The sequence below is a fragment of the Niameybacter massiliensis genome (genome assembly GCF_001282685.1).
Taxonomy (GTDB): Bacteria; Bacillota; Clostridia; order Lachnospirales; family Cellulosilyticaceae; genus Holtiella; species Holtiella tumoricola.
This window is the reverse complement of sequence record NZ_LN875035.1, coordinates 1,882,649-1,903,089: the sequence shown is the minus strand read 5'-3', so window position 1 is coordinate 1,903,089 and position 20,441 is coordinate 1,882,649. Positions and strand designations below refer to the sequence as shown.

Sequence of the window (20,441 nt, the reverse complement as noted above, 5' to 3'; positions counted from 1 at the left end):
AATATGGCTCAAAGGAGAATGATAAGCTTAAAAATAACAGATACAGATATGTTTTTAGATATGCCATTAACTGCTAGATATTTATATTTAGAATTTTGCACTAGGGCAGATGATGATGGTTTTATATCATCTCCTAAAAAAATTTTGAGAATGGTTGGATGCTCAGATGATGATTTTAAAATATTAATGGCCAAACAGTTTATCTTTCCGTTTGAAAGTGGAGTATGTGTTATCAAACACTGGAAAATACATAATTATATTCGTAGTGATAGATATACAGAGACTATTTATTTAGATGAAAAATCAGCATTAGATATTGATGAGAATAATAGCTATATTAGGCTAGAGCAAAAAGAAAGTACACAAAATGTCATACCAAATGTCATACCAAGTGTCATACCTGCGGGATACACAGGTAAGGATAGGTTAGGTAAGGATAAATTAGAGATAAAAAAATATATAGTGCAACAAGTTGACACTGTTTGGGCTAGATACCCACTTAAGAAAGGTAAAGCTACAGCTATTAAAAAAATTCCTAAGCTTATAGAGCAGTATGGATATGAACAACTGATACGTTGCATAGAACGTTATGAGTTAGGACTTCAAAAAGAAATGTGGAGAAAACCACAAAATGGTAGCACGTTCTTTAATAGTGGATATGTAGACTATCTAGATGAAAATTATCATGAAGGAGTGAATGATAATGGAGGAAATAGCAAAACTCATACAACAGAAAGTAATGACCCATACAGCGGGCTTGGACTTACAATGCAAGATCTGCAGTAATTGTGGAACACCCATGGAGCACATTATTACTTTTAATGGGGCGCCTAGAAAGATTTCAGCAAACTGTAAATGTAGAGCAACAGCATATAAGAAAAAATTAGCAAATGAAGCAAACCAAGAACGCTTGCGTAAAATTGAGAAGTTAAAAGTATGCTCATTGATGGATGAGGGATTTAAAAAGTGCACCTTTGAGAAATGGGAACACACAAAAGAAAGTGAGTGGCTTTACAATATAGGACTAAAATACTGTGAGAACTGGAAACAAGCTAAAGAAAAAAATCAAGGAATGTTATTGCATGGCGTACCGGGCACAGGAAAATCATATTTAAGTTTTTGCATTGCAAACTACTTAATAGATCAGTTTGTACCTGTTATTGCAACAAGTAGTATCAATATCATCAATAAAATTTATGAAGGTTATGGGAGAAATGGTGAGTTAGGTGAATTAGAAATTATTAATCTCATACAGGAAGCAAGTTTATTGATTTTAGATGACTTAGGTGCAGAGCATAGTGGCAGGAGTGGAAAGGAAAAACAAATTATTTACTCCATACTTGATGCTAGAATACGTGCTAAAAAACCTATGATTATTACAACAAATTTAAATGTACAACAGCTTAAGGAGAAGCTTACAGGCTCAGATGGAGTAGCAAGAAGTTTTGATAGGATTGTAGAGGCTTGTCAACCACTTGAAGTAATAGGCACTTCAAGAAGAATTAAAAAGGCAGCAGACAATCAAAGATGTTTTAAACAATTAATAAGTTAAAAGCCAAAGATATATTAGAGTAAAGAGCTGATGGAGGATTAACATGAATAAACGAAAGAAAACAACACCAAAGAACTTAAGCAATAGACAAAAGGTGAAGGAGCAGGCTAAAAAGATTAAACGATTACAGGCAGAGCGCGAAGAGTATCGACACACAGCAATGTTATACAAAGACATAGCCTTTGCATTGGATGGAGCAATAAGAGACTTAAAAGTAAAAAATGAAGCATTGAAAGAAAAGTTGGGAACAAAACAGCCGTTTTGGAGGAGGATGCTAGGATGATACTTGCAATTGATCCAGGCAATATTCAATCAGCCTATGTCCTTACATATGATAATCTAGTTGTTAATGATAAGGGAAAAGTAGAAAATGGTAAGCTACTTGAAAAGATTTATGAATCTGCAGAGATTTATGGCGAACAACTTCATGCTGCTATTGAAATGGTATCTTGCTATGGCATGGCTGTAGGAAAGGAAGTATTTGATACTTGCGTAATGATAGGACGTATAGTGCAAGTGCTTGATGATTTAGACATACCCTATACATATATCTTTAGAAAAGATGAGAAGATTACACTTTGCAATAGTATGAAAGCTAAAGATGCTAATATAAGACAAGCATTGATAGATAGATTTGCGAAATATGATTTGAAAAATGGTAAGGGGACAAAGAAGGAGCCAGATTTCTTTTATGGATTTAAAGCAGATATATGGGCTGCAATGGCAGTAGCTGTAACTTACCATGACATGTATTTGAAAGGAGAATATCGAAAATGAAACAAATGTTAAAGCTAGATAATTTAGCAGGGGGAGCAGTACAAGAAAGATTTAATCAAGCCCTAAAAGAGGTAATGGAGAATATTGCTGATCCTAATACTGATTGGAAAAAGAAAAGAAAGTTAATTATCAATCTTACCTTTGAAACAAAAGAAGATAGAGATTTGACAGAAGTTACGATTGATACAAAAGTTTCATTAGCACCAAGAAGTTCTGTAGGTACCAAGATTCTTATTGATAGGGATTTAGACGGTGAGATTCTTGGCACGGAATTTAAGAAACAAATACCAGGTCAACAAGCTATAAAAGTTAATACAGATACTGGTGAAGTAATTGACAGTAGAGAAGAACAATTAGAACCAGGATTACAATTAGTAAAATAATAATTCTTAGGAGGAAAATAAAATGATGAATAGAGAAACGGTGGAATATTTAGTAGGTTTAGGTAAAGAGCATGTAGTGATTGAAGCAAAGAATGGTGGACAATATACACCAGAGCGTTTAGCAAGAATTGTAGAGCCAGTTGCAGATGCAGTAGAAGTACATACATTGACTGCAGTAGTAGATTACATTAAAGAAAATATTGATAACCTAGGTCCAGTAGTTATTAATGTTAAAACACCTACAAAAGTAAAAGTGATGTCACCACTTAATGGAGATAGAAACAGAGAGCACTACTTAGAGGCAACAGCGATTACACCAGATAATCTTAGGTTTGATACATTTTTAGATACAGAGAGATTTAACATTATGATGCAAGCAGGGTTTGTTAATCGCCCAGTAGAAGTAGGTGAGCAGTGTATTGATTACAAAAAGATGCTGTTACAAGTTACTGGGTTAGTGAGAGAGGAAGCTATAAAAGAAGTTGGAGATGATGGGGTAAGTCAAGCAGCGACAATCAAAACAGGGATAGCAACAGTTCAAGAGGTAGTAGTACCAAATCCAGTACAGTTAGCTCCATATAGAACATTTAGTGAAGTAGAGCAACCATTAAGTAAGTTTGTGTTTAGAATGAAGAGTGGTCCAAGTGCAGCGTTGTATGAAGCAGATGGTGGAGCTTGGAAAAATGAAGCAATCTTAAAGATTAAAGAATATCTTAAAAGTGAACTTTCAGAAATTAAGGGTGTACATATTCTAGCATAATAAAAGGGGCTTATAGCCCCTGCGATATAAGTGGTAATGTCTTTTTATAAATATATTGATATAATAAATTTACTTAGATTAAAATAAATAAATCGGAGAAATTTATGAAAAAACTTTATAAACAATATAGACAGTTTAATTCTATTGCTGAGGCTAAAGATTTTGGAAGAAAATATTATAATGATTGGTTGCAAGACTTTCAATTAGGACAGAAGTTTTATAGATGCTATGATATCAGGGATATAGATTGTTTGCTTTTAAAAGAAGAAAAAGGTGAGGATTACACAGATAAGATTAAGCAACAATCTTTAATTTATAAGACGTTTTCATATTATTGCGGTGGTAATTATGGCCTAGCTATTAATGAGCTATGTAGATATGGTTACAGTAATATAGGATTTAGTAGCGATACTCTAAGGGAGATGATCGCGATTATGGATAGTGAAATTAAAATACATTCAATTCAGGAAGATATTATAGCTTATAGGACATTGGCGTATAAAGATTTGAAAAAATCACAGGGGAAAAAGAGGATCAAGAAAGGTGATATTATTATTGATCAAGGATTTATGGGATGTGGACTAGTAAAGGAAATGTTATTACTAGAGCATAACTATGATACTGTTATGCAGATTTTTATTCCTAGTGGAGTTCATGCACTATATCTTGACTTTATAAGTAATAGGGATAGAGAGCAAGAAATACTGTTTGAAAGGAATACAAAACTTAGAGTTATATCAAATAGAAAGATTCTATTACAAAAGAAAAGAATTATAGTATGTGAAATGGTATATACAGAATAATGAAATAGTTTTTTATTAAAAAAGGAGTATACATATGAAGAGTGAATTTATGGAGCTATTGTCACAATATGAAGGGATATTTGGCGTATTAATAGGATTTGCGTTAGCTGAGATGTTTAAGCGAATTGGAAAAGTAAAGATATATCCAAGTGTTACTAAAAGAGAGTATGGCATACATGATGAATATGGGTGTTATTACTATGTTTATGAGAGTGACGAAAGATATGAAAAATATCAAGATAAGTTAAATGATACAAGAATTGAAGCATGTATGGATATTACAAATACATTTCAAGAGAACAAAACGTTTAGAAACGTTCGCACTCAGTGTATTTTTGAAAATGGTGAAAAACTAGATATTGTTGCATATGATGTATCTACAAGAAAAGTATCTAGTGGAGCTGTTATTATGGATAAGCTTACAATATTAAACCTGCAGGCAAAAACAACTTGTGAATACAAAATTAGTATTAACATTCCTGAAGAATATACAAATATTAAGCTCAGTAAAGTTTACTTTATCGCACGTAGACCGAATGGAACAGAAATAAAGAAAAGAATAATGTAAATTTTGAATTTTATAGTACAAAACAAATATAAGTTTTATAAAGTGAGAGATTAAACTTTTAGCTATTTATAAGGCTATAGTATTACTATTTAAGAAAAAGCTATTAGCAGGGTTATAAAAAAGATGCTCATTATACATATCATTAAAATTTGGTGTTTATTTTTTCTAGATGAATTCATTTCTGCATAACGTGTATTCTTAACTTGCTGTTTTTTTTGTAGATAAGACCCTAAAATCATGTTTATGGTCGTCGCAAATAGGACACAATATCCAGCCACAATTACTATAAGAGTATCTACTTTCCCCATGATACAAAGGATGTTTATAATAATTGAAATAATAGCAGGTATAAATATAATTAAATTTCTCCTCATTTTAAGAATCTCCTTATAAAAAATCTGATCGTTAACTAGAGTATAACAAATAAAATGAAATAAGTTCAATTAATAAAATAATTTATTTAAGAAGGTGAAGAAATGGAATATAGATGTAAGAAATCATGGTTTTGTGAAGTATGCGATGGCGATGGGCTTACTGTAGAAGGTGAGTACAATGAAATAAAAGAAGGTTCTATATGGATTATAGATGAAGATGAGTGGAGGCTTATTGGTGGTGAGGTAAGACTTATAAATAAAGATGAAGAACTATGGTGGTTGGAGATACAGAAAGAGACATTTGAAGAGCATTTTGAGTTAATAAAATAATTCTTCTATAAAAAATAAGTACAAGTAGTAAGATACCTGTACTTATTAAAAACAACTAAAAATATAGAAGAGTGGAGAGAGTAGTATTAGTAATGAAATTGCAGCTAGTATTCCATTGGACTTAATACTTTTTGATTCGGCATTAGTAATAACCCCTTTGATTGCTGATAAGAGGCTAAAGATAAATATGAATACTAAAAAAGGAGCAGTAAGATATGCTAATTGTGTTAAAAAAAGATACATTTTTATCTCCTATCCAAAGTTTTATTAATAATTTAAGTAAGCAGATAACAAAATAATAAAATAGTTCTTTGTGCTTAAAGGTATATTTTCTAGATATGAGAAAGAGGTACTAGATAAATATCCAGCACCTCTTAGCAATGTGAAAAAACTATTTTTAAGTATAAATGAAAATTATTAATTTATTGAGAAAATGTAGTAAAACATATTAAGTTATGTCATCAAATAAATTTTTATGTTCGGTTTAATAAAATAGTTTTTTAAATTCATCTAGGTGGGTTAAACAAAACTTGCATAAAAAATAGATACATTTCTTATGCAAGTTAATTAGAGAGGGAATGCTGATAGACTTTGAGTTAATAATTCATCAGTAGCAAAGAAAGATTTCAATAATTTATATTCCATTTCATAATCTTTATTTATCGAAAGTTCATTTAAGGTAAGATTCAAGTTATTAAGTAATTCAATAGCTATAATAAGAGTCTTTAAACGAATTTTATTAATAGAAGAAATATCATTATTTGCTACATAATTAAATATTTGTGAATTAAGGTTTTTTATTTTTGCGTTATAGACAGATAAACTTTGCAGCAGTGATGTTGAAGATTCTCCTTCTTGATCAGCGATATATAGTGATTGAGAAATTCCATTAAGTTGAGTTTGAATATTAACAATCTCTTCATAAAAATTATTTAAGTCTTTAGTGGTATTGAGTGTAGAAGCCGTTAAATATAAGGGAACAGAAAGAACAACTATAATTAAGATAAATTTAGTAAAAGAATATTTTTTCATAATACACCTCATATCAGATAGTCTTTTATTATAAGGATTAGCAATACTAGAAAAAATATGTAAAAACTAGTTAGATAGGGGGTACGATAAATAGAATTTGTTCTTGAACAAAAAAATACCCCTTGGCAGATAGATATAATAACATGCCACGGGAGGTGGATCTTAATTTTATAATCGCCAGGGGTATTTAATTAAGATAGGTAGACATTTAGGAGTGTAAAACCTATCTGATAATTATTATAAAGTATAACTTTTTACTATTCAATAGAAGTGTTTGATAAAAATGTTTTTGGAGGTGTAAGAAGATGGATAGATTAATAACAATTATGTTCTGGGTAGCTTTAATGAACTATCAATTATGGGCACTGGAAAATGATAAGGCATCATGGCCCTGGTTATCAAAAGCAAATGTAATTTTAGCAATTATATGTTTATTAAAGATATAATGTATAGTTCAATAAAAATTGATTTTGATATGTATAGAGTAGCTATGAGGGAGTCGACAACTCAAGGCTACTCTAGTAAATCATTCAGCAGTAAATGTGAAATATAGTAATTATTATGGTCAAATACGTTAAATATATGTATTACATAAAAATTAACTTTAACTGGGCAAAAAAAATAAGCACTAACTTGAGCTAGTGCTTCCCAAATCGGGAGGGAAATGTTGAAACAATATGTATTAATCATGTCAAAATAATAATAACATAAAAGAAAATGAAAATCAATATCATTTTAAAAAGATTAGGTTAAAATTTCTTTTAGGAGGGATATTTTGCAAGATATTAGACTGATAGAAGAAAAATTAAAATCATATAAGTTATTAAAAGTAGAAGTTGATAACCTTGAAATTGATTTGGAAGGTTATAGACCTAGTTATGGCTCAGGAGCTACAGAAGTATATGCAGGAGGGAATAAAAGTAATAATCCTATACCAGGGAGAAGTACAGCACGATGTGCAACCAGCCTAATAGAAGATACATTAATGGGACGTACGCAAGACTTAGATGAAAAGTATTTTAGGCTATTAGAGTGTAGGCGCCTAATTAAGAAGATAGATAATATATTAGAAATGCTATCTGATAGGGATAGAAGGTTAATAAAGGGTTTTTATATTGAAGGAGTAACACTTATAGATTTATCTATAGAATTAGATAGAACCTCACAACATTTATGTTTTGTAAAGAAGAATATATTGAGAACCTACTTCAAAAGCTTAATTAAATAATAAGATAAAATTAAGATTATAATAACCCAATATTATGATAAAGTAGTATAATGATATTAAGTAAAAGACTAGTTGAGGATTTAAGTGTTAATTGTATTTTATGCATATTGTGTAATGAATAGCTAGTGTTTTATATAAATGGTAGATCGGTCTTTCATAAGTTGAAGGACAAGCATCATCGCCCGCAGAATTTTGTGGTCTATGATGCTTTTTTATTTTCACTAAACAGGTGTGTACATTGTGTATTAACCCAAATAAATCTGTTTATGGAGGAAATAAAAAATGTTAAAACCACCAATTCCACGTATGGGTGGAAAATCAAAATTAAGAAAAATAATCTTAGAGAGAATACCTGAACATACTTGCTATGTAGAACCGTTCTTTGGAGCTGGATGGGTGTATTTTGGTAAAGACCCCAGTAAGGTTGAAGTAATCAATGACATAGATAAAGAACTTATAAACATGTTCCGTATGATCAAATACCATGCACCAGAGATTGAAAGAATGCTTCAATATGAGTTCTCGGGTAGAGATATGTTTGAAGAATATAAGCACTGTACACTTGAGTATCTTACAGATATTCAAAGAGCAGTGCGTTTTTTATACCTTATTTCACAAAGTTTTGCAGGTAAGGGAGAGACATATGGTTATGGTACCAATAAGGCCCCCTCACCACAAATATTTTATCAAGGTGTATTAGGAGAGATAAAAGAACGCTTGAGAAATACATATGTAGAAAATAAAAGCTTTGAGGATATTATCAAAAGATATGATAGGTCCCATAGCTTTTTCTTTTGTGATCCACCTTATTTTGAAACTGCAGGTTATGAGAATGAGTTTGGAGAGCAAGAGCATCTTTTGTTAAGAGATACATTATCTCAGATAAAAGGTAAATTTATGGTGACAATCAATGACCATACTCAAGTAAGAGAGTGGTATAAGAATTTTAATATAGAAGAAGTAAAGGTAGCCTATTCAGTATCTAAAGAGCAAAAGGCTAGAAAAGAATACGGTGAATTGATTATAACAAATTATTAGATTAAGGCATAATAGATAATTAATATAAAGATTATGTATATTGTTATAAAAGCTAGGTAATGGATAATTTAATTGATTTACAATTGTTGATGTTTATCCTATACTCTAATTAATAAATGTTTAAGGAGAATAGGAATGATAGGAATAGAAAAAACAGATTATAATAAGGAAATTGATAAATTAATTGAAGACAATAAGGAAATTACTAATATAAGAATTGAACAATTAAAAGTTACACTGAAGGAAATGGATAGGACATATTTAAGTAGACTTAAAGTTGTATTAGAACATAGAATGCTCAATATAAATAAACTAGATCCATTTAATGTTTTTCTTGTATTCATGACTATGATAATGTCTACTTGGATAACAATAATTGGTTGGGAAGTTACTAATAATGTAGTAATAAGGATGGTTTTAATTAGTATTGTAGGAGTAGTAATGCTTATTTCAATACATAGACTTACAAAAGATACTGATAAAATACACCAAGATATAAAGGGAAAAACCAATAGATACATAGAACTTAAAATTGCAATAGAAGAATTATTAAGTGAAGATAATCAATTATAAGAGCCAAATAAGGCTCTTTTTTATTTTAAGAAAGGGGTGGTATTATGGCTAATGTACAAAAGTTAATAGGTAAAGTATCTAAGGTATTAAATGCAAAAGGTATAATGCCACTTATAGATCAAGAACAATTTTATGGAGATAATGGTCCAGTTACTAAGTACGTTTTACATTATGGTAGAGCCAAGGGAAAGAAGAATGATGTAGTGGCAACAGCATATGGTAAAGTGAATTTACTTAAATCACTTATAGAAATACTTAAGGCAGGTGATAACAGTGAGTAAAATAACTGATAGACAGAAGGCCTTTTGTGATTATTATTTGGAACTGGGGAACGCTACAGAGGCTTATATTAAAGCAGGATACAATGAAAAAGGAGCAAGGGCTAATGCTTCAAGGCTGATAGCAAATGATAGCATAAAGTTATATTTAGAAGAGCGAAGAAAGCAAATTGAGTCTGATAGGATTGCTGGGCCACAAGAAGTATTACAATATCTAACTAAAGTAATGCGTGGAGAAGAAAAAGATCAATTTGATATGGAGGCTTCGCTTCAAGATAGAACAAAGTGTGCAGAGCTTTTAGGAAAGAGATATAGAATGTGGACTGACAAAGTAGAGGCAAATGTACAGCAACAGGTGGTGTTCTGTGATGAGCAAGAGCTTGAGGATTAGTTTACCTGAAAAAATAGGTAAGGGATATAAATCATTTTGGAATTTTAAAGGGCGTTATAGGGTATGTAAAGGTTCAAGAGGTTCAAAGAAATCTACTACAACAGCTCAAAACATTATATACAATATGATGAAATATCCATTAGCAAATACACTTGTGGTAAGAAAGGTATTTAATACGCATAAAGATTCTACATGGACACAACTTAAATGGGCAACATATAACCTGAGTGTATCTCATCTATGGCATTTTAGTAAGTCGCCACTTGAAGCTACATATTTGCCTACTGGGCAAAAAATATTGTTTAGAGGATTAGATGATCCAATGAGTATCACATCTATTACTGTAGAACATGGCTATTTATGTTGGGCATGGTTTGAAGAAGCTTATCAAATAGTAGATGAAGATGCATTTAATAAAGTAGATATGTCTATTCGTGGTAAATTACCGGATGGATATTTTAAACAAATAACGCTTACTTTTAATCCTTGGAGTGAAGAACATTGGTTAAAGAAGCGTTTTTTTGATGTGAAAAATGAAAATATATTAGCTATAACAACGAACTATATGTGTAACGAGTGGTTAGGAGAAGATGATTTAAAGCTTTTTGAGCAAATGAAAAAAGACTCTCCTAGAAGATACAGGGTTGAAGGACTAGGTGAGTGGGGAATAAGTGAAGGTCTATTATATACAAAGTTTACGATATATGGTCCAGGAACTGAGATTGTAAAGCCTAATAAGTTTGAAAAGATATGTTGTCAAATAGACTTTAAGGATAAAGGAAGTGATTATTTTTGTGCCATTGTATATGGTGTATATAAAAAACAAGCTTATGTATTAGATGTTTATTACTCAGATGCAACATCAGCTGTAGCGGAGCCTAAAATAGCTAAGATGTTATCAGAAAATCAAGTAAGGTATGCAAGGATAGAAAGTAATGGAGCAGGTGATGTAATTTGCAGAAACATAAAAAGAATCTTAAGAGAAGATTTTAATTATGCTTGTAATATTGATTCCTTTCATCAATCAGTAAACAAAGAAAGTAAGATTTTAAGCCAAGATATGTGGGTTATGAATAACTTATTATTTCCAATAGATTGGGATACAAGATGGAAGAGTTTTTATGGAGCTATGTCAATGTTCCTAGCGAACTTTAAAGAGAATGAACATGATGATGCACCAGATTGTTGTAGTGAAATTGCTTTATTATTCAATAAGGGTAATAAAGTTAAAGTTATGAAGAAACCAAAAGGGTTATAGGAGGTTACGATATTGTTTAAATATAAAATACCTAAAGGTACCCAAATGACACCTAAGTTGATAGAGAGTCTTATAGAAAGTCATAAAAATGAGAAAAATAGGGTTGTACAGCTATTTGAATACTATGAGAATCATAACAGTATTTTAAATCGTAAGATGAGAGATAGTGACAAGCCTAATAATAAATTACCTCATTCCTATGCAGCCTATATTACGAATTTAGCTACAGGGTATTTTGTAGGGGAGCCTATTACTTATACTGTAGAGGCAGATGAACAGGCTCAAAAGTTTTATGATGAACTTCAGAGTATCAATAAGTATAACGATGAGCCTAAACATAATGCTACCTTGGCTAAGTATGCAAGTATAGCTGGTTATAGTTTTGAGTTGCTATATACAGATACAAATAAGAAAACACGCTATAAAGCAATTAGACCTTATGAAGTTATTTATATTGTAGATAGTACACTTGAAGAAGCACCACTCTATGCGATTAGGTACTATAACTTAAAAGATTTTATTACAGGTAAAGACAAGCTACATATCGAAGTGTATAGTCAAACGAATATTTCATACTACATTAAAGAGGATGAAAAAGAGGACTTACAGGTTGAAAGGGATCCAGTTGTACATAATTTTAATGATGTACCAGTATCTATCTATGAAAACAATGAAGAAGGTATTGGTGATTTTGAGAAGGTTATACATCTTATTAATTCTTATGACCAAGCTCAATCGGATACAGCTAATGATTTCGAATATTTTACAGATGCTTATCTGGCGTTTTATGGTACAGAGGGCCCAGTAGATTCTAATGATAATGAAGATGTTGATATGAAAGAAAATAGAATGTTAATCTTTCAAGAGAACGGTAGTAAGGCCGAATGGCTTATTAAGAATATTAATGATACAGCCACAGAGAATTATAAGAATCGTTTAGATAGAGATATTCATAAGTTCTCGATGGTCCCACCTATGACAGATGAAAACTTCGCAGGCAATGTGTCTGGTGAAGCTATGAAGTATAAGTTATTAGGCCTTGAGACTTTAACAGGCTTTAAAGAGCAATCTTTTAGAATGGGATTAGCAAGAAGAAATGAGCTTATTGCTAATACTTTATCATTTAAAAATCAAGTTATTAATAAGAATTTGCCAACTTATGATTACACTGTGATTGAACCTGTATTTACACGTAATGTCCCTAAAAATAATAAAGAACTTGTAGAAATGTTTAATAACCTATCTCAAGATGTTTCACATGAGACAAGATTAACATTACTTAGTGATATTGTTCCAGATCCTAAAGTTGAGATGGAAAAGATCAAGAAAGAAGAAGGGAAAAAGATTCAAAAAGGCGTTCCGTATCCAGAGAAAGAAGGTGATATAGATGGCCAAGAGTAGTGACTACTGGAAGAAACGTCTTGAAAATATAGCAGATACTCAAAATAAAAAGGCAGATGAATATATAGAATCCTTAGAGTTTCAGTACAAGAAAGCTATGGCAAGCATACAAAGGGATTTAGAAGCCTTTTATATCAGGTATGCTAATGCTGAAGGTGTAAATATGGCGACAGCTAGAAAGTTATTATCAAATGCTGAAAAAGAAAAGTGGGAAGTGTCACTTGAAGAGTATCGAAAAATGGCGCTGGATGAAGAGTTTATAAACCAAATAGAAAGTATGTATAGTAAGAGTAGGGTAAGTAGATTAAAAGCCTTAGAGCTGCAAATAAGAGCACAATTAGAAACATTGTATAGTGACCTTAATACTGAATTAGGAGCATTGCTAACAGATACTTTTGCTGATACATATTATCAAACAGTCTATGAAATTCAGAAGGGCACTGGAATAGGTACCAATTTTGCCCTATTCAATGAAGATGCAGTAAAAAAGATTGTATCAAAACCATGGAAATGGGGTCACTTTAGCAGTACAGTTTGGACTAATAAAGATTTATTACTTGGCGAGCTCGAGACAGCATTATCCCAAGCTTTTATACGTGGAGATCGTATAGACAAGGTAATCAAGACATTTGATAAGAGGATGGGAGTAGGTTACAGTAGAGCAGCTAATATTATTCAAACAGAACACGCATACATAGCAGGAGAAGCCACCTTTAAAGGATATGAAGAGACAGGTGTTGAAAAGTATGAATACTTAGCAACACTAGATACACGAACCTCACAAATTTGCAGGGATATGGATGGGAAGACATTTAATCTCAGCGAGAAGGTTGTGTGGCTAAACTATCCCCCATTACATTGTAGATGCAGAAGTACGACAGTCCCATATTTTGAGGATGAAGAATCCTATGGTAAACGTATAGCTAGAAATTATGAAGGCAAAGTATACTATGTACCAGAGGATATGACCTATCATGAATGGTATGATAAATATGTTAAGAGTAATCCGAATGAGCTGTTAGCAGAGAAGAAACATCAAAATAGACATGCTGATAAGAAACAGTATGAAAACTATAAGGAATTGCTTGGTAAAGAAGTTCCTCGGTCTCTTGATGAGTTCCAAAACTTAAAGTATACTGATGATAATAGATGGGAACAAAAGAAGAGAGAATTTGAAACTATAGCTAAAATTAAAAACAAGGAATCCTATTCAGATACGTATAGGCAGAAAATGAGAGATACCTATTATGATTTTAGAAATGCTGGATATGAATTTACAGATCACTCACTTAATAGATTTTTAGGGCAAAAAACAGGAAAAGGCAAAAAGTTATTTACCAAGGAGGATTTATTAAGTGTGCTTGGTGGAAAAGCTAACTATTTAGATGGAGATGAAAGAGTAGTTAAGTTTTATAATGATATAGCTGTTATACAAAATAAAGATACTAAGGAAATAGTGTCAATAGTAACTAGGAACAAACCAAAGGAAGGATGGGAAACATTATGAAAGAAAAACTATTAAAAATGATGAAAGATTTAATAGATGGAAATTATAATTGTAATGACTTCTCTTATGATTTTCCAAATGAAATGCTTGAGTTAGAAGATGAGAATCTACTTCTTTTGTTAGATGAAATGCCAGAAATATGTGCAGACTATGATCCATATAAAGAAGATGAAGAAGATTTATTGAATGATGAAGAACTTAAAACAAGGGTGGAAGAAGTATATAATAAAATATTGAATATGTAGTAGCACCTTACTTAGAAAATGAGTAGGTGCTATTTTTATGCCCTGAAATAAGGCATTAAACTGTTTCAAGTAAAAATACATAATGAACTTCATAGAGGGCTTAAATGAACTCATAGAAGGGCATAGGAGGTATAGAAATGAAATTAAATAAGAAAGCTTTACAGTTTAACTTGCAATTTTTTTCAGAACCAGGCGAAGGAGATCCAGCAACACAACAGCCACCAACAACAGAGCCTACATCACCAAGTGAACCACAAGGGAAGACCTACACAGAACAGGAATTTCAATCAGAAATTGATAGGCGTGTAACACAGGCCTTAAAAACTTCTCAAGAGAAGTGGGAGAAAGATTATCAGCAGAAGTTAGAGGCAGAAAAACAAGAGGCTGAACGTCTTGCAAAGCTTAGTGCAGCAGAAAGAGAAAAGGCTGTCTTTGAGAAACAAAAAGAAGAGTTTGAGAAGCAAAAACGTGAGTTCGAAAGAGAGCGCCTTACAAATCAGACACTTAAGACCCTAGCAGCAGAAGATTTACCAGCAGAATGTTGTGATTGGATCATGGCTGGGGTAGAAAAAGCAGAAGACATTATGACACGTATTACGGACTTCAAAAAGATGTTTAGTGAAGCGGTAGAAAAACGTTTAGAAGAAAGAACTCAAACAACAACACCTGGAAGTGGAAATAATCAGGTGAAGAGCAATTACACACTAGAAGATGTAAAGAAAATGAGCCCAGAAGAAATTAATAAGAACTGGGATCAAATCAAACATTTAATTTAAAGGAGATGAAAGTATATGGCAGTAACAAATTTTATCCCACAAGTTTGGGAAGCGAGATTAATTGAAAAATTTCATGCACGTTCAGTAGCAAAGGCAATTACAGTGCCACCAACAAAGATTGAAGGGAACAAAATTATTTATAATGTTGTATCGGATATTGCAGTAAAGGATTATTCAGGAACAGTAACATTTGACGAACTTACTACACCAAAGCGTGAAATCAACATGGATCAAAAGAAGTATTGGGCTTTTAAAGTAGGAGATGTTGATAAGGTTCAAGCAGCAGGAGAGCTTATTGACCCTCATGTAAGAGAAGCAGGTGCAGTGCTTCAAGAAACAGCAGATAAGTTTGTATTAGGACTTTATGCAAGTGCACATGCAGATAACAAGCTAGGTACACAAGAGTCACCTATTGAAGTTGATAAAACAAATATTTATGACACAATTGTTGATATCAATAAAAAACTTGATAAGAAACGTGTGCCACGTTCAGGACGCTTTATTACAATTAATGCTGATATTTTAGGTATGCTTGAAAAAGATGATCGTTTTACTCGTAACTATACAGTACTTGAAAATGGTATTTTAGATGGTGCTAAAATTAACGGTTCGCAACTTGTATTATCAGAAGATGTGGACACAACAAGTGACGTTATTAAAGTAATTGCAAATCATAATACAGCTATTGGCTACGGTGAACAACTTCAAGAAACAGAAGCTTTACGTCTTGAAAGTGACTTTGCAGATGGTGTTCGTGGGCTTGCTGTATATGGTGGACAAGTATTAAGACCAGAAGGTGTAGCTGTAGGGTTTCTTAAAATTAAGACTACACCCTAGTCCAGCTACATTGGATGTAGCAGCTAGTGATGGTACCAGACAAGAAGATACTCACTATGAAACTATGTCAGTGACTCAATTAAAAGCACTCTGTAAAGAAAGAGGGCTAGAAGGTTATTCTTCTATGACAAAATCTGAATTAGTGGAGTTATTAGGGGCTACTCATTAAGAGTAGTCTCTTTAAGAAAGTAGGTGACAAATAGTGGATGAATTGGTTGAAAAACTACTTGTAAGCATTAAAAGAAGATTGTCCATAGTAGATGAAGATCAAGATGATTTAATACGAGAAGAAATTGAAGATTTAGTAGTAGAAGTATTAGAATACTGTAGTTTAAAAGAACTACCGAGAGCTTTGGAGCCTTTTGTAAAGAGAAAGGTTATAGCTTATATCAAAAGTGGTGCAACAGGTGTTATAGGTGAATGGGATGAAGAAGTTAAATCTGTCTCTAGAGGTGATACGACTATCAATATGCTCACGACAAAAGAACGTTTGACTGTTGAAGATGTACAGATTTTGGACAAGTTTAAGGATAAAAGGGTTCGGGTGATGTAAGTAATGAATACCAGTCTACAAAGAAAAATTTTAGAAAAAACTTATGAAGCAATTTGTACCATTAAGAACATGAAAAGTATAAAGGTAGATGGAGAAACAACAACTCAAGAAACAATTGTTGTTGAAAATCAGCCATGTGCTTTATCACATAGTTCAAACACTCATGCAAAACAAGGCTCTGTTCATGCAGAAGCCAGTCAAATGGTTAAGTTATTTTTAGCACCAGAGATAGAGGTTAAACCAGGAAGTAAAATAGCAGTTATTCAGCATGGTAGAACCTATAACCTTGAAGCTAGTGGCTTACCAGCAGTTTATTCTACACATCAAGAGATTAATCTTGTTGAAGTAGGTAAAGCATAATGGCCAAGTGGGGTAAAATAGATTATAAAGCTTTTGAAAAGATGGCTATAAACTTTGAAGAAGCTGTTAAGAACGAAGTCGGTCAACAACTTATAGAAGCTATCTTGAAAGAAGCCAGTAATAGGGTACTGGCTAAAACTAAAAAAAGAACGCCTGTAGGTGACTATGGAACTTATGAATATAGCATTAAAAATGGAAAGAACAAAGGTAAAAAAGTTTTAAGAACCAAGGCAAGATATGATGGACATTTAGGTGGTACACTCCGAAAAGGTTGGTATATTACAGGTGTAAGAAAAAATGGTAACACACACTTTATTCTTATCTATAACAACGTAGAATATGCATCGTTTGTTGAGTATGGACACCGTAAACGTAATAATAAAGGGTGGGTAGAAGGGCGCTTTATGCTGACGATTTCCATGAAAGAGGTTGAACATTCTCTGCAACAAATAGCAGATAAACATTGCAAGAAGGTGTTAGAACAATTATTTAAATAGGAGGGTATAGATTGGATATAAGACAAGAAGTCATTAAACAGTTAGATGGGTTATATCCTGATATACCTATCTATGGTGAATCAATATCGCAAGGTTTTGAGGAGCCAAGTTTCTTTGTAAAGGTACTTGATGGCTCAAGAGCGCAACAATTAGATAGACGCTATATCCACGAAGTAAGTATAGATATACATTACTTTGCAACAAGCAATAAGGATGCTGAAAAGATGGCCGATAAGCTCTATGAGCAAATGGAAGTATTAGAAGCCATTAAAATAAAGGGTAAAAAGATGAAGCATGAGGTATCGGATAGGGTACTTCATTTTTTTATTGATTATAAAGTGCATTTAATGAAAGATGCGAAGCAATATCCAAAGATGAACCGATTGGAGGAACATGTTTATGGAAAGTAAATTTACAAAAGATCAGTTCTTAGATAGTAAACAATTCGAACAAGAAGAACGTTATCTTTTAGAGGTGTTGCTAAAAGAAAACAAAACATACACCATGAAAGAAGTTAAAGAATTATTAAAAAAGGAAAAGAAAAGGAAGGTGAAATAATGGCAGGAGGTACATTTACTGTTCAGAACAAGGTAAGACCAGGTGCATATATTAATTTTAAGAGTGCTGGCAAGCCACTTGGGACGTTATCCGATAGAGGGATTATGACAATGCCTTTATCATTAAAATGGGGACCAAGTAAAAAGGTTATAGAGATTACTAATGAAACCGATATTCAAGAAGTATTAGGTTATAGTCTTTTAGATCAAGAACTTTTACTTATTAAAGAGGCCGTAAAAAGAGCTAGTAAGATACTTCTTTACCGAGTAAATGATGGTACAAAAGCAACAGCTACAGTAGAACCCCTAACAATAACAGCCAGGTATGGTGGAACAAGAGGGAATGCTATTTCAGTGACATTGACAGAAGATGTGGATGCAGAGGGTACATTCAAGGTCGTAACCCTTTTAGATGGTCGCTCTGTACATGAACAACTTGGTAAAAAGGTTGAGGATTTAAAAAATAATAGCTTTGTGACCTTTAGTGGAACAGGCGCTCTTGCAGCAAGTTCTGGATCACCTTTAACAAATGGGACAGATACAGAAGCAGAAACTCAAAGTTATCTAGATTACTTTAAAGCGATTGAGGTCCTTACATGGAACACTATGGCTATTCCTACAAAAGATAGTACAGTAAAAGGTGCAGCCGTATCCTTTATTAAACGCATGAGGGAAGAGGAAGGGAAGAAAGTACAAGGGGTACTTGAAAACTATCCTACTGCAGATTATGAAGGGATTATCAGTGTCAAGAATGGTGTTAAATTAACGGATGGTATAATCATTGATGCCGTAAAAGCTACAGCATGGGTAGCAGCAGCTACAGCAGGTGCAGAGGTAAATGAGTCCAATACATATACAACTTATGATGATAGTGTAGATGTGGATGTCAGATACACTAATACACAGATTATAGAAGCCTTACAAAAGGGCGAATTTGTCTTTGTCGAGCAAGGTGGAAAAGCGGTTGTCGAGCAAGACATTAATACGCTTACAAGCTTTACTGCAGATAAGGATAAATCCTTTAGAAAAAATCGAGTGATTCGTGTATTAGATGCTATTGGGAACGACATAAATACAATCTTTGGTCAGTATTATCTTGGGAGCACGGATAATCATGCAGATGGTAGAAAACTCTTTAAAGGTGAGTGTATTAATTATCTAGATACGCTTCAAGGGATTAGTGCTATTCAAAACTTTGATAGTACAAAAGATGTTGAGGTATTACCAGGACAAGAAAGTGATGCAGTCGTAACTAATATCTATGTGCAACCAGTAGATAGCATGGAAAAATTGTATATGACTGTAACAGTAAGATAGGAGGGAGACTATGGGATTTTTTAAAGCAGGTGATACGATTAGTGGGCAAGAGGCTAGAGCTTTCATCACAATTGATGGGAGGGTGGAGCCTCTTTTTTATGCCAAAAATTTAGAAGCTACAGCTAAAAAGAAAAAGACAGAAATCAAGACTTTAGGGCATAGAGGAACACAACATAAGGCCAATGGTTGGAGTGGTGAGGGAAGTATGACGGTGTATTATGCCACATCACTTTTTAGAGAACTTATGATCAAGTATATGAAAACAGGCGTGGATACCTATTTTGATATTCAGGTGACTAATGAGGACCCAACCTCTTCAATTGGTACACAAACTGTACTACTTAAAGACTGCAACTTAGACAGCGTTGTTTTAGCAAGCTTTGATGTAGATGCAGATGTCCTTGAAGAAGATTTAGATTTTACATTTAGTGATGCAGATTTATTAGAAAAATTTAAAAAGCCAACATTAGGCTAAGGAGGAAATAAAGATGAATTTACAAGCATTTATGGCACAAAATGCCAGACAAGTTGGTACAGAAAAAAGAGTAGTAAGTGACCGTTTTATTGATGAAGGTGGGAAACCTATTCCATTTGAGTTTAAAGCTATAACGGGTGAAGAAGAAGCAGCAATTCGTAAAAGCTGTATGGTAAAGGTTAAAGTTAAGAAGCATATTACAATGGACCAAGTAGATCAAGCAACCTTTTTGGGTAAGGTAGCAGTAGCATGTATTGTTTATCCGGATTTGAAAAATGAGGATCTACAAAATTCCTATGGTGTGAGGGGAGATGATGTGCTCCTTAAGACAATGCTTTTACCAGGAGAATATCAAGAGGTTCTTAATATCGTACAAGAAATTAATGGGTATGAAAAGGATATGAATGAGCTGAGAGATGAAGCAAAAAACTAATTAAGGAGGGTGATGGTGAGGCAAATTATGCCCACTACGCCCTCCATAAGCTTGGAATAAAACCGAGTGAATTATTAAGTATGGATAGGCTTGAAAGAGCTTTTATTTATGCAAGTATTGATATGCATATTGAAGCTG

Annotated in this window: 31 protein-coding genes; 30 read left to right on the top strand and 1 reads right to left on the bottom strand. The window is 32.8% G+C overall.

Translation table 11 applies throughout. The features are described from left to right. Window positions 1-3 precede the first annotated feature (3 nt). From BN2390_RS21960 to BN2390_RS14370, 9 genes are all read left to right on the top strand, one after another. On the top strand, window positions 4-786 hold the full coding sequence (locus BN2390_RS21960; protein WP_053985024.1) for a hypothetical protein: 783 nt from the start codon (window positions 4-6) through the stop codon (window positions 784-786). Further along, window positions 704-1,552 carry an ATP-binding protein gene (locus BN2390_RS14410; protein WP_242847680.1) on the top strand — a complete coding sequence of 283 codons (849 nt, stop codon included), beginning with the start codon at window positions 704-706 and terminating at the stop codon, window positions 1,550-1,552. Before BN2390_RS21960 ends, BN2390_RS14410 begins: the two co-directional genes overlap by 83 nt. A gap of 43 nt (window positions 1,553-1,595) precedes the next feature. After that, window positions 1,596-1,835 (top strand): hypothetical protein, encoded by a 240-nt coding sequence (locus BN2390_RS14405; protein WP_053985022.1) that lies wholly within the window; start codon window positions 1,596-1,598, stop codon window positions 1,833-1,835. Next, the gene (locus BN2390_RS14400; protein WP_053985021.1) at window positions 1,832-2,329 is read left to right on the top strand and encodes a hypothetical protein; all 498 of its coding nucleotides are present in this window, start codon (window positions 1,832-1,834) and stop codon (window positions 2,327-2,329) included. Before BN2390_RS14405 ends, BN2390_RS14400 begins: the two co-directional genes overlap by 4 nt. Beyond that, on the top strand, window positions 2,326-2,712 hold the full coding sequence (locus tag BN2390_RS14395; RefSeq protein ID WP_053985020.1) for a hypothetical protein: 387 nt from the start codon (window positions 2,326-2,328) through the stop codon (window positions 2,710-2,712). Before BN2390_RS14400 ends, BN2390_RS14395 begins: the two co-directional genes overlap by 4 nt. A 22-nt stretch (window positions 2,713-2,734) precedes the next feature. Next, on the top strand, window positions 2,735-3,472 hold the full coding sequence (locus tag BN2390_RS14390) for a hypothetical protein (RefSeq protein ID WP_053985019.1): 738 nt from the start codon (window positions 2,735-2,737) through the stop codon (window positions 3,470-3,472). 104 nt (window positions 3,473-3,576) lie between these two features. Further along, complete coding sequence (locus BN2390_RS14385) at window positions 3,577-4,275, top strand: ADP-ribosyltransferase (RefSeq protein ID WP_053985018.1); 699 nt, start codon at window positions 3,577-3,579, stop codon at window positions 4,273-4,275. A 34-nt stretch (window positions 4,276-4,309) separates the two neighbouring features. Beyond that, window positions 4,310-4,843 (top strand): hypothetical protein, encoded by a 534-nt coding sequence (locus BN2390_RS14380; RefSeq protein WP_053985017.1) that lies wholly within the window; start codon window positions 4,310-4,312, stop codon window positions 4,841-4,843. 476 nt (window positions 4,844-5,319) lie between these two features. Continuing rightward, entirely contained in the window at window positions 5,320-5,547 is a 228-nt protein-coding gene (locus BN2390_RS14370) for a hypothetical protein (protein ID WP_053985015.1), read from the top strand. Between the two features lie 567 nt (window positions 5,548-6,114). Here BN2390_RS14370 and BN2390_RS14360 read toward each other — a convergent pair. Further along, entirely contained in the window at window positions 6,115-6,579 is a 465-nt protein-coding gene (locus BN2390_RS14360; RefSeq protein ID WP_053985013.1) for a hypothetical protein, read from the bottom strand. A gap of 305 nt (window positions 6,580-6,884) precedes the next feature. Here BN2390_RS14360 and BN2390_RS21745 point away from each other — a divergent pair, with 305 nt between their 5' ends. The 21 genes from BN2390_RS21745 (at window position 6,885) to BN2390_RS14270 (ending at window position 20,303) form a co-directional block, all read left to right on the top strand. Next, window positions 6,885-7,025, top strand: coding sequence for a hypothetical protein (locus BN2390_RS21745; protein WP_154668833.1), 141 nt, complete (start codon window positions 6,885-6,887; stop codon window positions 7,023-7,025). Window positions 7,026-7,354: 329 nt separating this feature from the next. Further along, window positions 7,355-7,807, top strand: a complete 453-nt coding sequence (locus BN2390_RS14355) for a hypothetical protein (RefSeq protein WP_053985012.1) — start codon at window positions 7,355-7,357, stop codon at window positions 7,805-7,807. Between the two features lie 282 nt (window positions 7,808-8,089). Continuing rightward, the gene (locus tag BN2390_RS14350) at window positions 8,090-8,845 is read left to right on the top strand and encodes a DNA adenine methylase (RefSeq protein ID WP_053985011.1); all 756 of its coding nucleotides are present in this window, start codon (window positions 8,090-8,092) and stop codon (window positions 8,843-8,845) included. Window positions 8,846-8,980: 135 nt separating this feature from the next. Then, a complete protein-coding gene (locus tag BN2390_RS14345; protein ID WP_053985010.1) occupies window positions 8,981-9,418 on the top strand; it encodes a hypothetical protein in 438 nt (145 codons plus the stop codon). 44 nt (window positions 9,419-9,462) lie between these two features. Further along, window positions 9,463-9,699, top strand: a complete 237-nt coding sequence (locus BN2390_RS14340) for a hypothetical protein (RefSeq protein ID WP_053985009.1) — start codon at window positions 9,463-9,465, stop codon at window positions 9,697-9,699. Next, window positions 9,692-10,087 carry a terminase small subunit gene (locus BN2390_RS14335; RefSeq protein WP_082238799.1) on the top strand — a complete coding sequence of 132 codons (396 nt, stop codon included), beginning with the start codon at window positions 9,692-9,694 and terminating at the stop codon, window positions 10,085-10,087. Before BN2390_RS14340 ends, BN2390_RS14335 begins: the two co-directional genes overlap by 8 nt. Then, window positions 10,065-11,345 (top strand): PBSX family phage terminase large subunit, encoded by a 1,281-nt coding sequence (locus BN2390_RS21450; protein WP_082238798.1) that lies wholly within the window; start codon window positions 10,065-10,067, stop codon window positions 11,343-11,345. The genes BN2390_RS14335 and BN2390_RS21450 overlap by 23 nt, the downstream gene beginning before the upstream one ends. Before the next feature lie 12 nt (window positions 11,346-11,357). Beyond that, window positions 11,358-12,746, top strand: a complete 1,389-nt coding sequence (locus BN2390_RS14325; RefSeq protein ID WP_053985008.1) for a phage portal protein — start codon at window positions 11,358-11,360, stop codon at window positions 12,744-12,746. After that, window positions 12,733-14,253, top strand: a complete 1,521-nt coding sequence (locus BN2390_RS14320) for a minor capsid protein (protein WP_053985007.1) — start codon at window positions 12,733-12,735, stop codon at window positions 14,251-14,253. Before BN2390_RS14325 ends, BN2390_RS14320 begins: the two co-directional genes overlap by 14 nt. Continuing rightward, complete coding sequence (locus tag BN2390_RS14315) at window positions 14,250-14,498, top strand: hypothetical protein (protein ID WP_053985006.1); 249 nt, start codon at window positions 14,250-14,252, stop codon at window positions 14,496-14,498. Before BN2390_RS14320 ends, BN2390_RS14315 begins: the two co-directional genes overlap by 4 nt. 137 nt (window positions 14,499-14,635) lie before the next feature. Then, complete coding sequence (locus tag BN2390_RS14310) at window positions 14,636-15,274, top strand: DUF4355 domain-containing protein (RefSeq protein ID WP_053985005.1); 639 nt, start codon at window positions 14,636-14,638, stop codon at window positions 15,272-15,274. A gap of 15 nt (window positions 15,275-15,289) precedes the next feature. Then, window positions 15,290-16,111 (top strand): hypothetical protein, encoded by an 822-nt coding sequence (locus BN2390_RS14305; protein WP_053985004.1) that lies wholly within the window; start codon window positions 15,290-15,292, stop codon window positions 16,109-16,111. 10 nt (window positions 16,112-16,121) lie between these two features. Then, window positions 16,122-16,280 (top strand): Rho termination factor N-terminal domain-containing protein, encoded by a 159-nt coding sequence (locus tag BN2390_RS21445; protein WP_082238797.1) that lies wholly within the window; start codon window positions 16,122-16,124, stop codon window positions 16,278-16,280. A 33-nt stretch (window positions 16,281-16,313) separates the two neighbouring features. Then, the gene (locus BN2390_RS14300) at window positions 16,314-16,664 is read left to right on the top strand and encodes a head-tail connector protein (RefSeq protein ID WP_053985003.1); all 351 of its coding nucleotides are present in this window, start codon (window positions 16,314-16,316) and stop codon (window positions 16,662-16,664) included. Between the two features lie 3 nt (window positions 16,665-16,667). Next, window positions 16,668-17,024, top strand: coding sequence for a hypothetical protein (locus BN2390_RS14295; RefSeq protein ID WP_053985002.1), 357 nt, complete (start codon window positions 16,668-16,670; stop codon window positions 17,022-17,024). Beyond that, the gene (locus tag BN2390_RS14290; RefSeq protein ID WP_053985001.1) at window positions 17,024-17,521 is read left to right on the top strand and encodes an HK97 gp10 family phage protein; all 498 of its coding nucleotides are present in this window, start codon (window positions 17,024-17,026) and stop codon (window positions 17,519-17,521) included. Before BN2390_RS14295 ends, BN2390_RS14290 begins: the two co-directional genes overlap by 1 nt. Before the next feature lie 11 nt (window positions 17,522-17,532). Then, window positions 17,533-17,931 (top strand): phage tail terminator family protein, encoded by a 399-nt coding sequence (locus BN2390_RS14285; protein ID WP_053985000.1) that lies wholly within the window; start codon window positions 17,533-17,535, stop codon window positions 17,929-17,931. After that, entirely contained in the window at window positions 17,921-18,079 is a 159-nt protein-coding gene (locus BN2390_RS21740; protein ID WP_154668831.1) for a hypothetical protein, read from the top strand. The genes BN2390_RS14285 and BN2390_RS21740 overlap by 11 nt, the downstream gene beginning before the upstream one ends. Continuing rightward, window positions 18,079-19,395: a phage tail sheath family protein gene (locus tag BN2390_RS14280; RefSeq protein ID WP_053984999.1), complete on the top strand. Its 1,317-nt coding sequence runs from the start codon at window positions 18,079-18,081 to the stop codon at window positions 19,393-19,395. Before BN2390_RS21740 ends, BN2390_RS14280 begins: the two co-directional genes overlap by 1 nt. Before the next feature lie 10 nt (window positions 19,396-19,405). Next, window positions 19,406-19,870, top strand: coding sequence for a phage tail tube protein (locus BN2390_RS14275; protein WP_053984998.1), 465 nt, complete (start codon window positions 19,406-19,408; stop codon window positions 19,868-19,870). A 13-nt stretch (window positions 19,871-19,883) separates the two neighbouring features. Further along, window positions 19,884-20,303, top strand: a complete 420-nt coding sequence (locus BN2390_RS14270; protein ID WP_053984997.1) for a phage tail assembly chaperone — start codon at window positions 19,884-19,886, stop codon at window positions 20,301-20,303. Window positions 20,304-20,441: the final 138 nt, after the last annotated feature.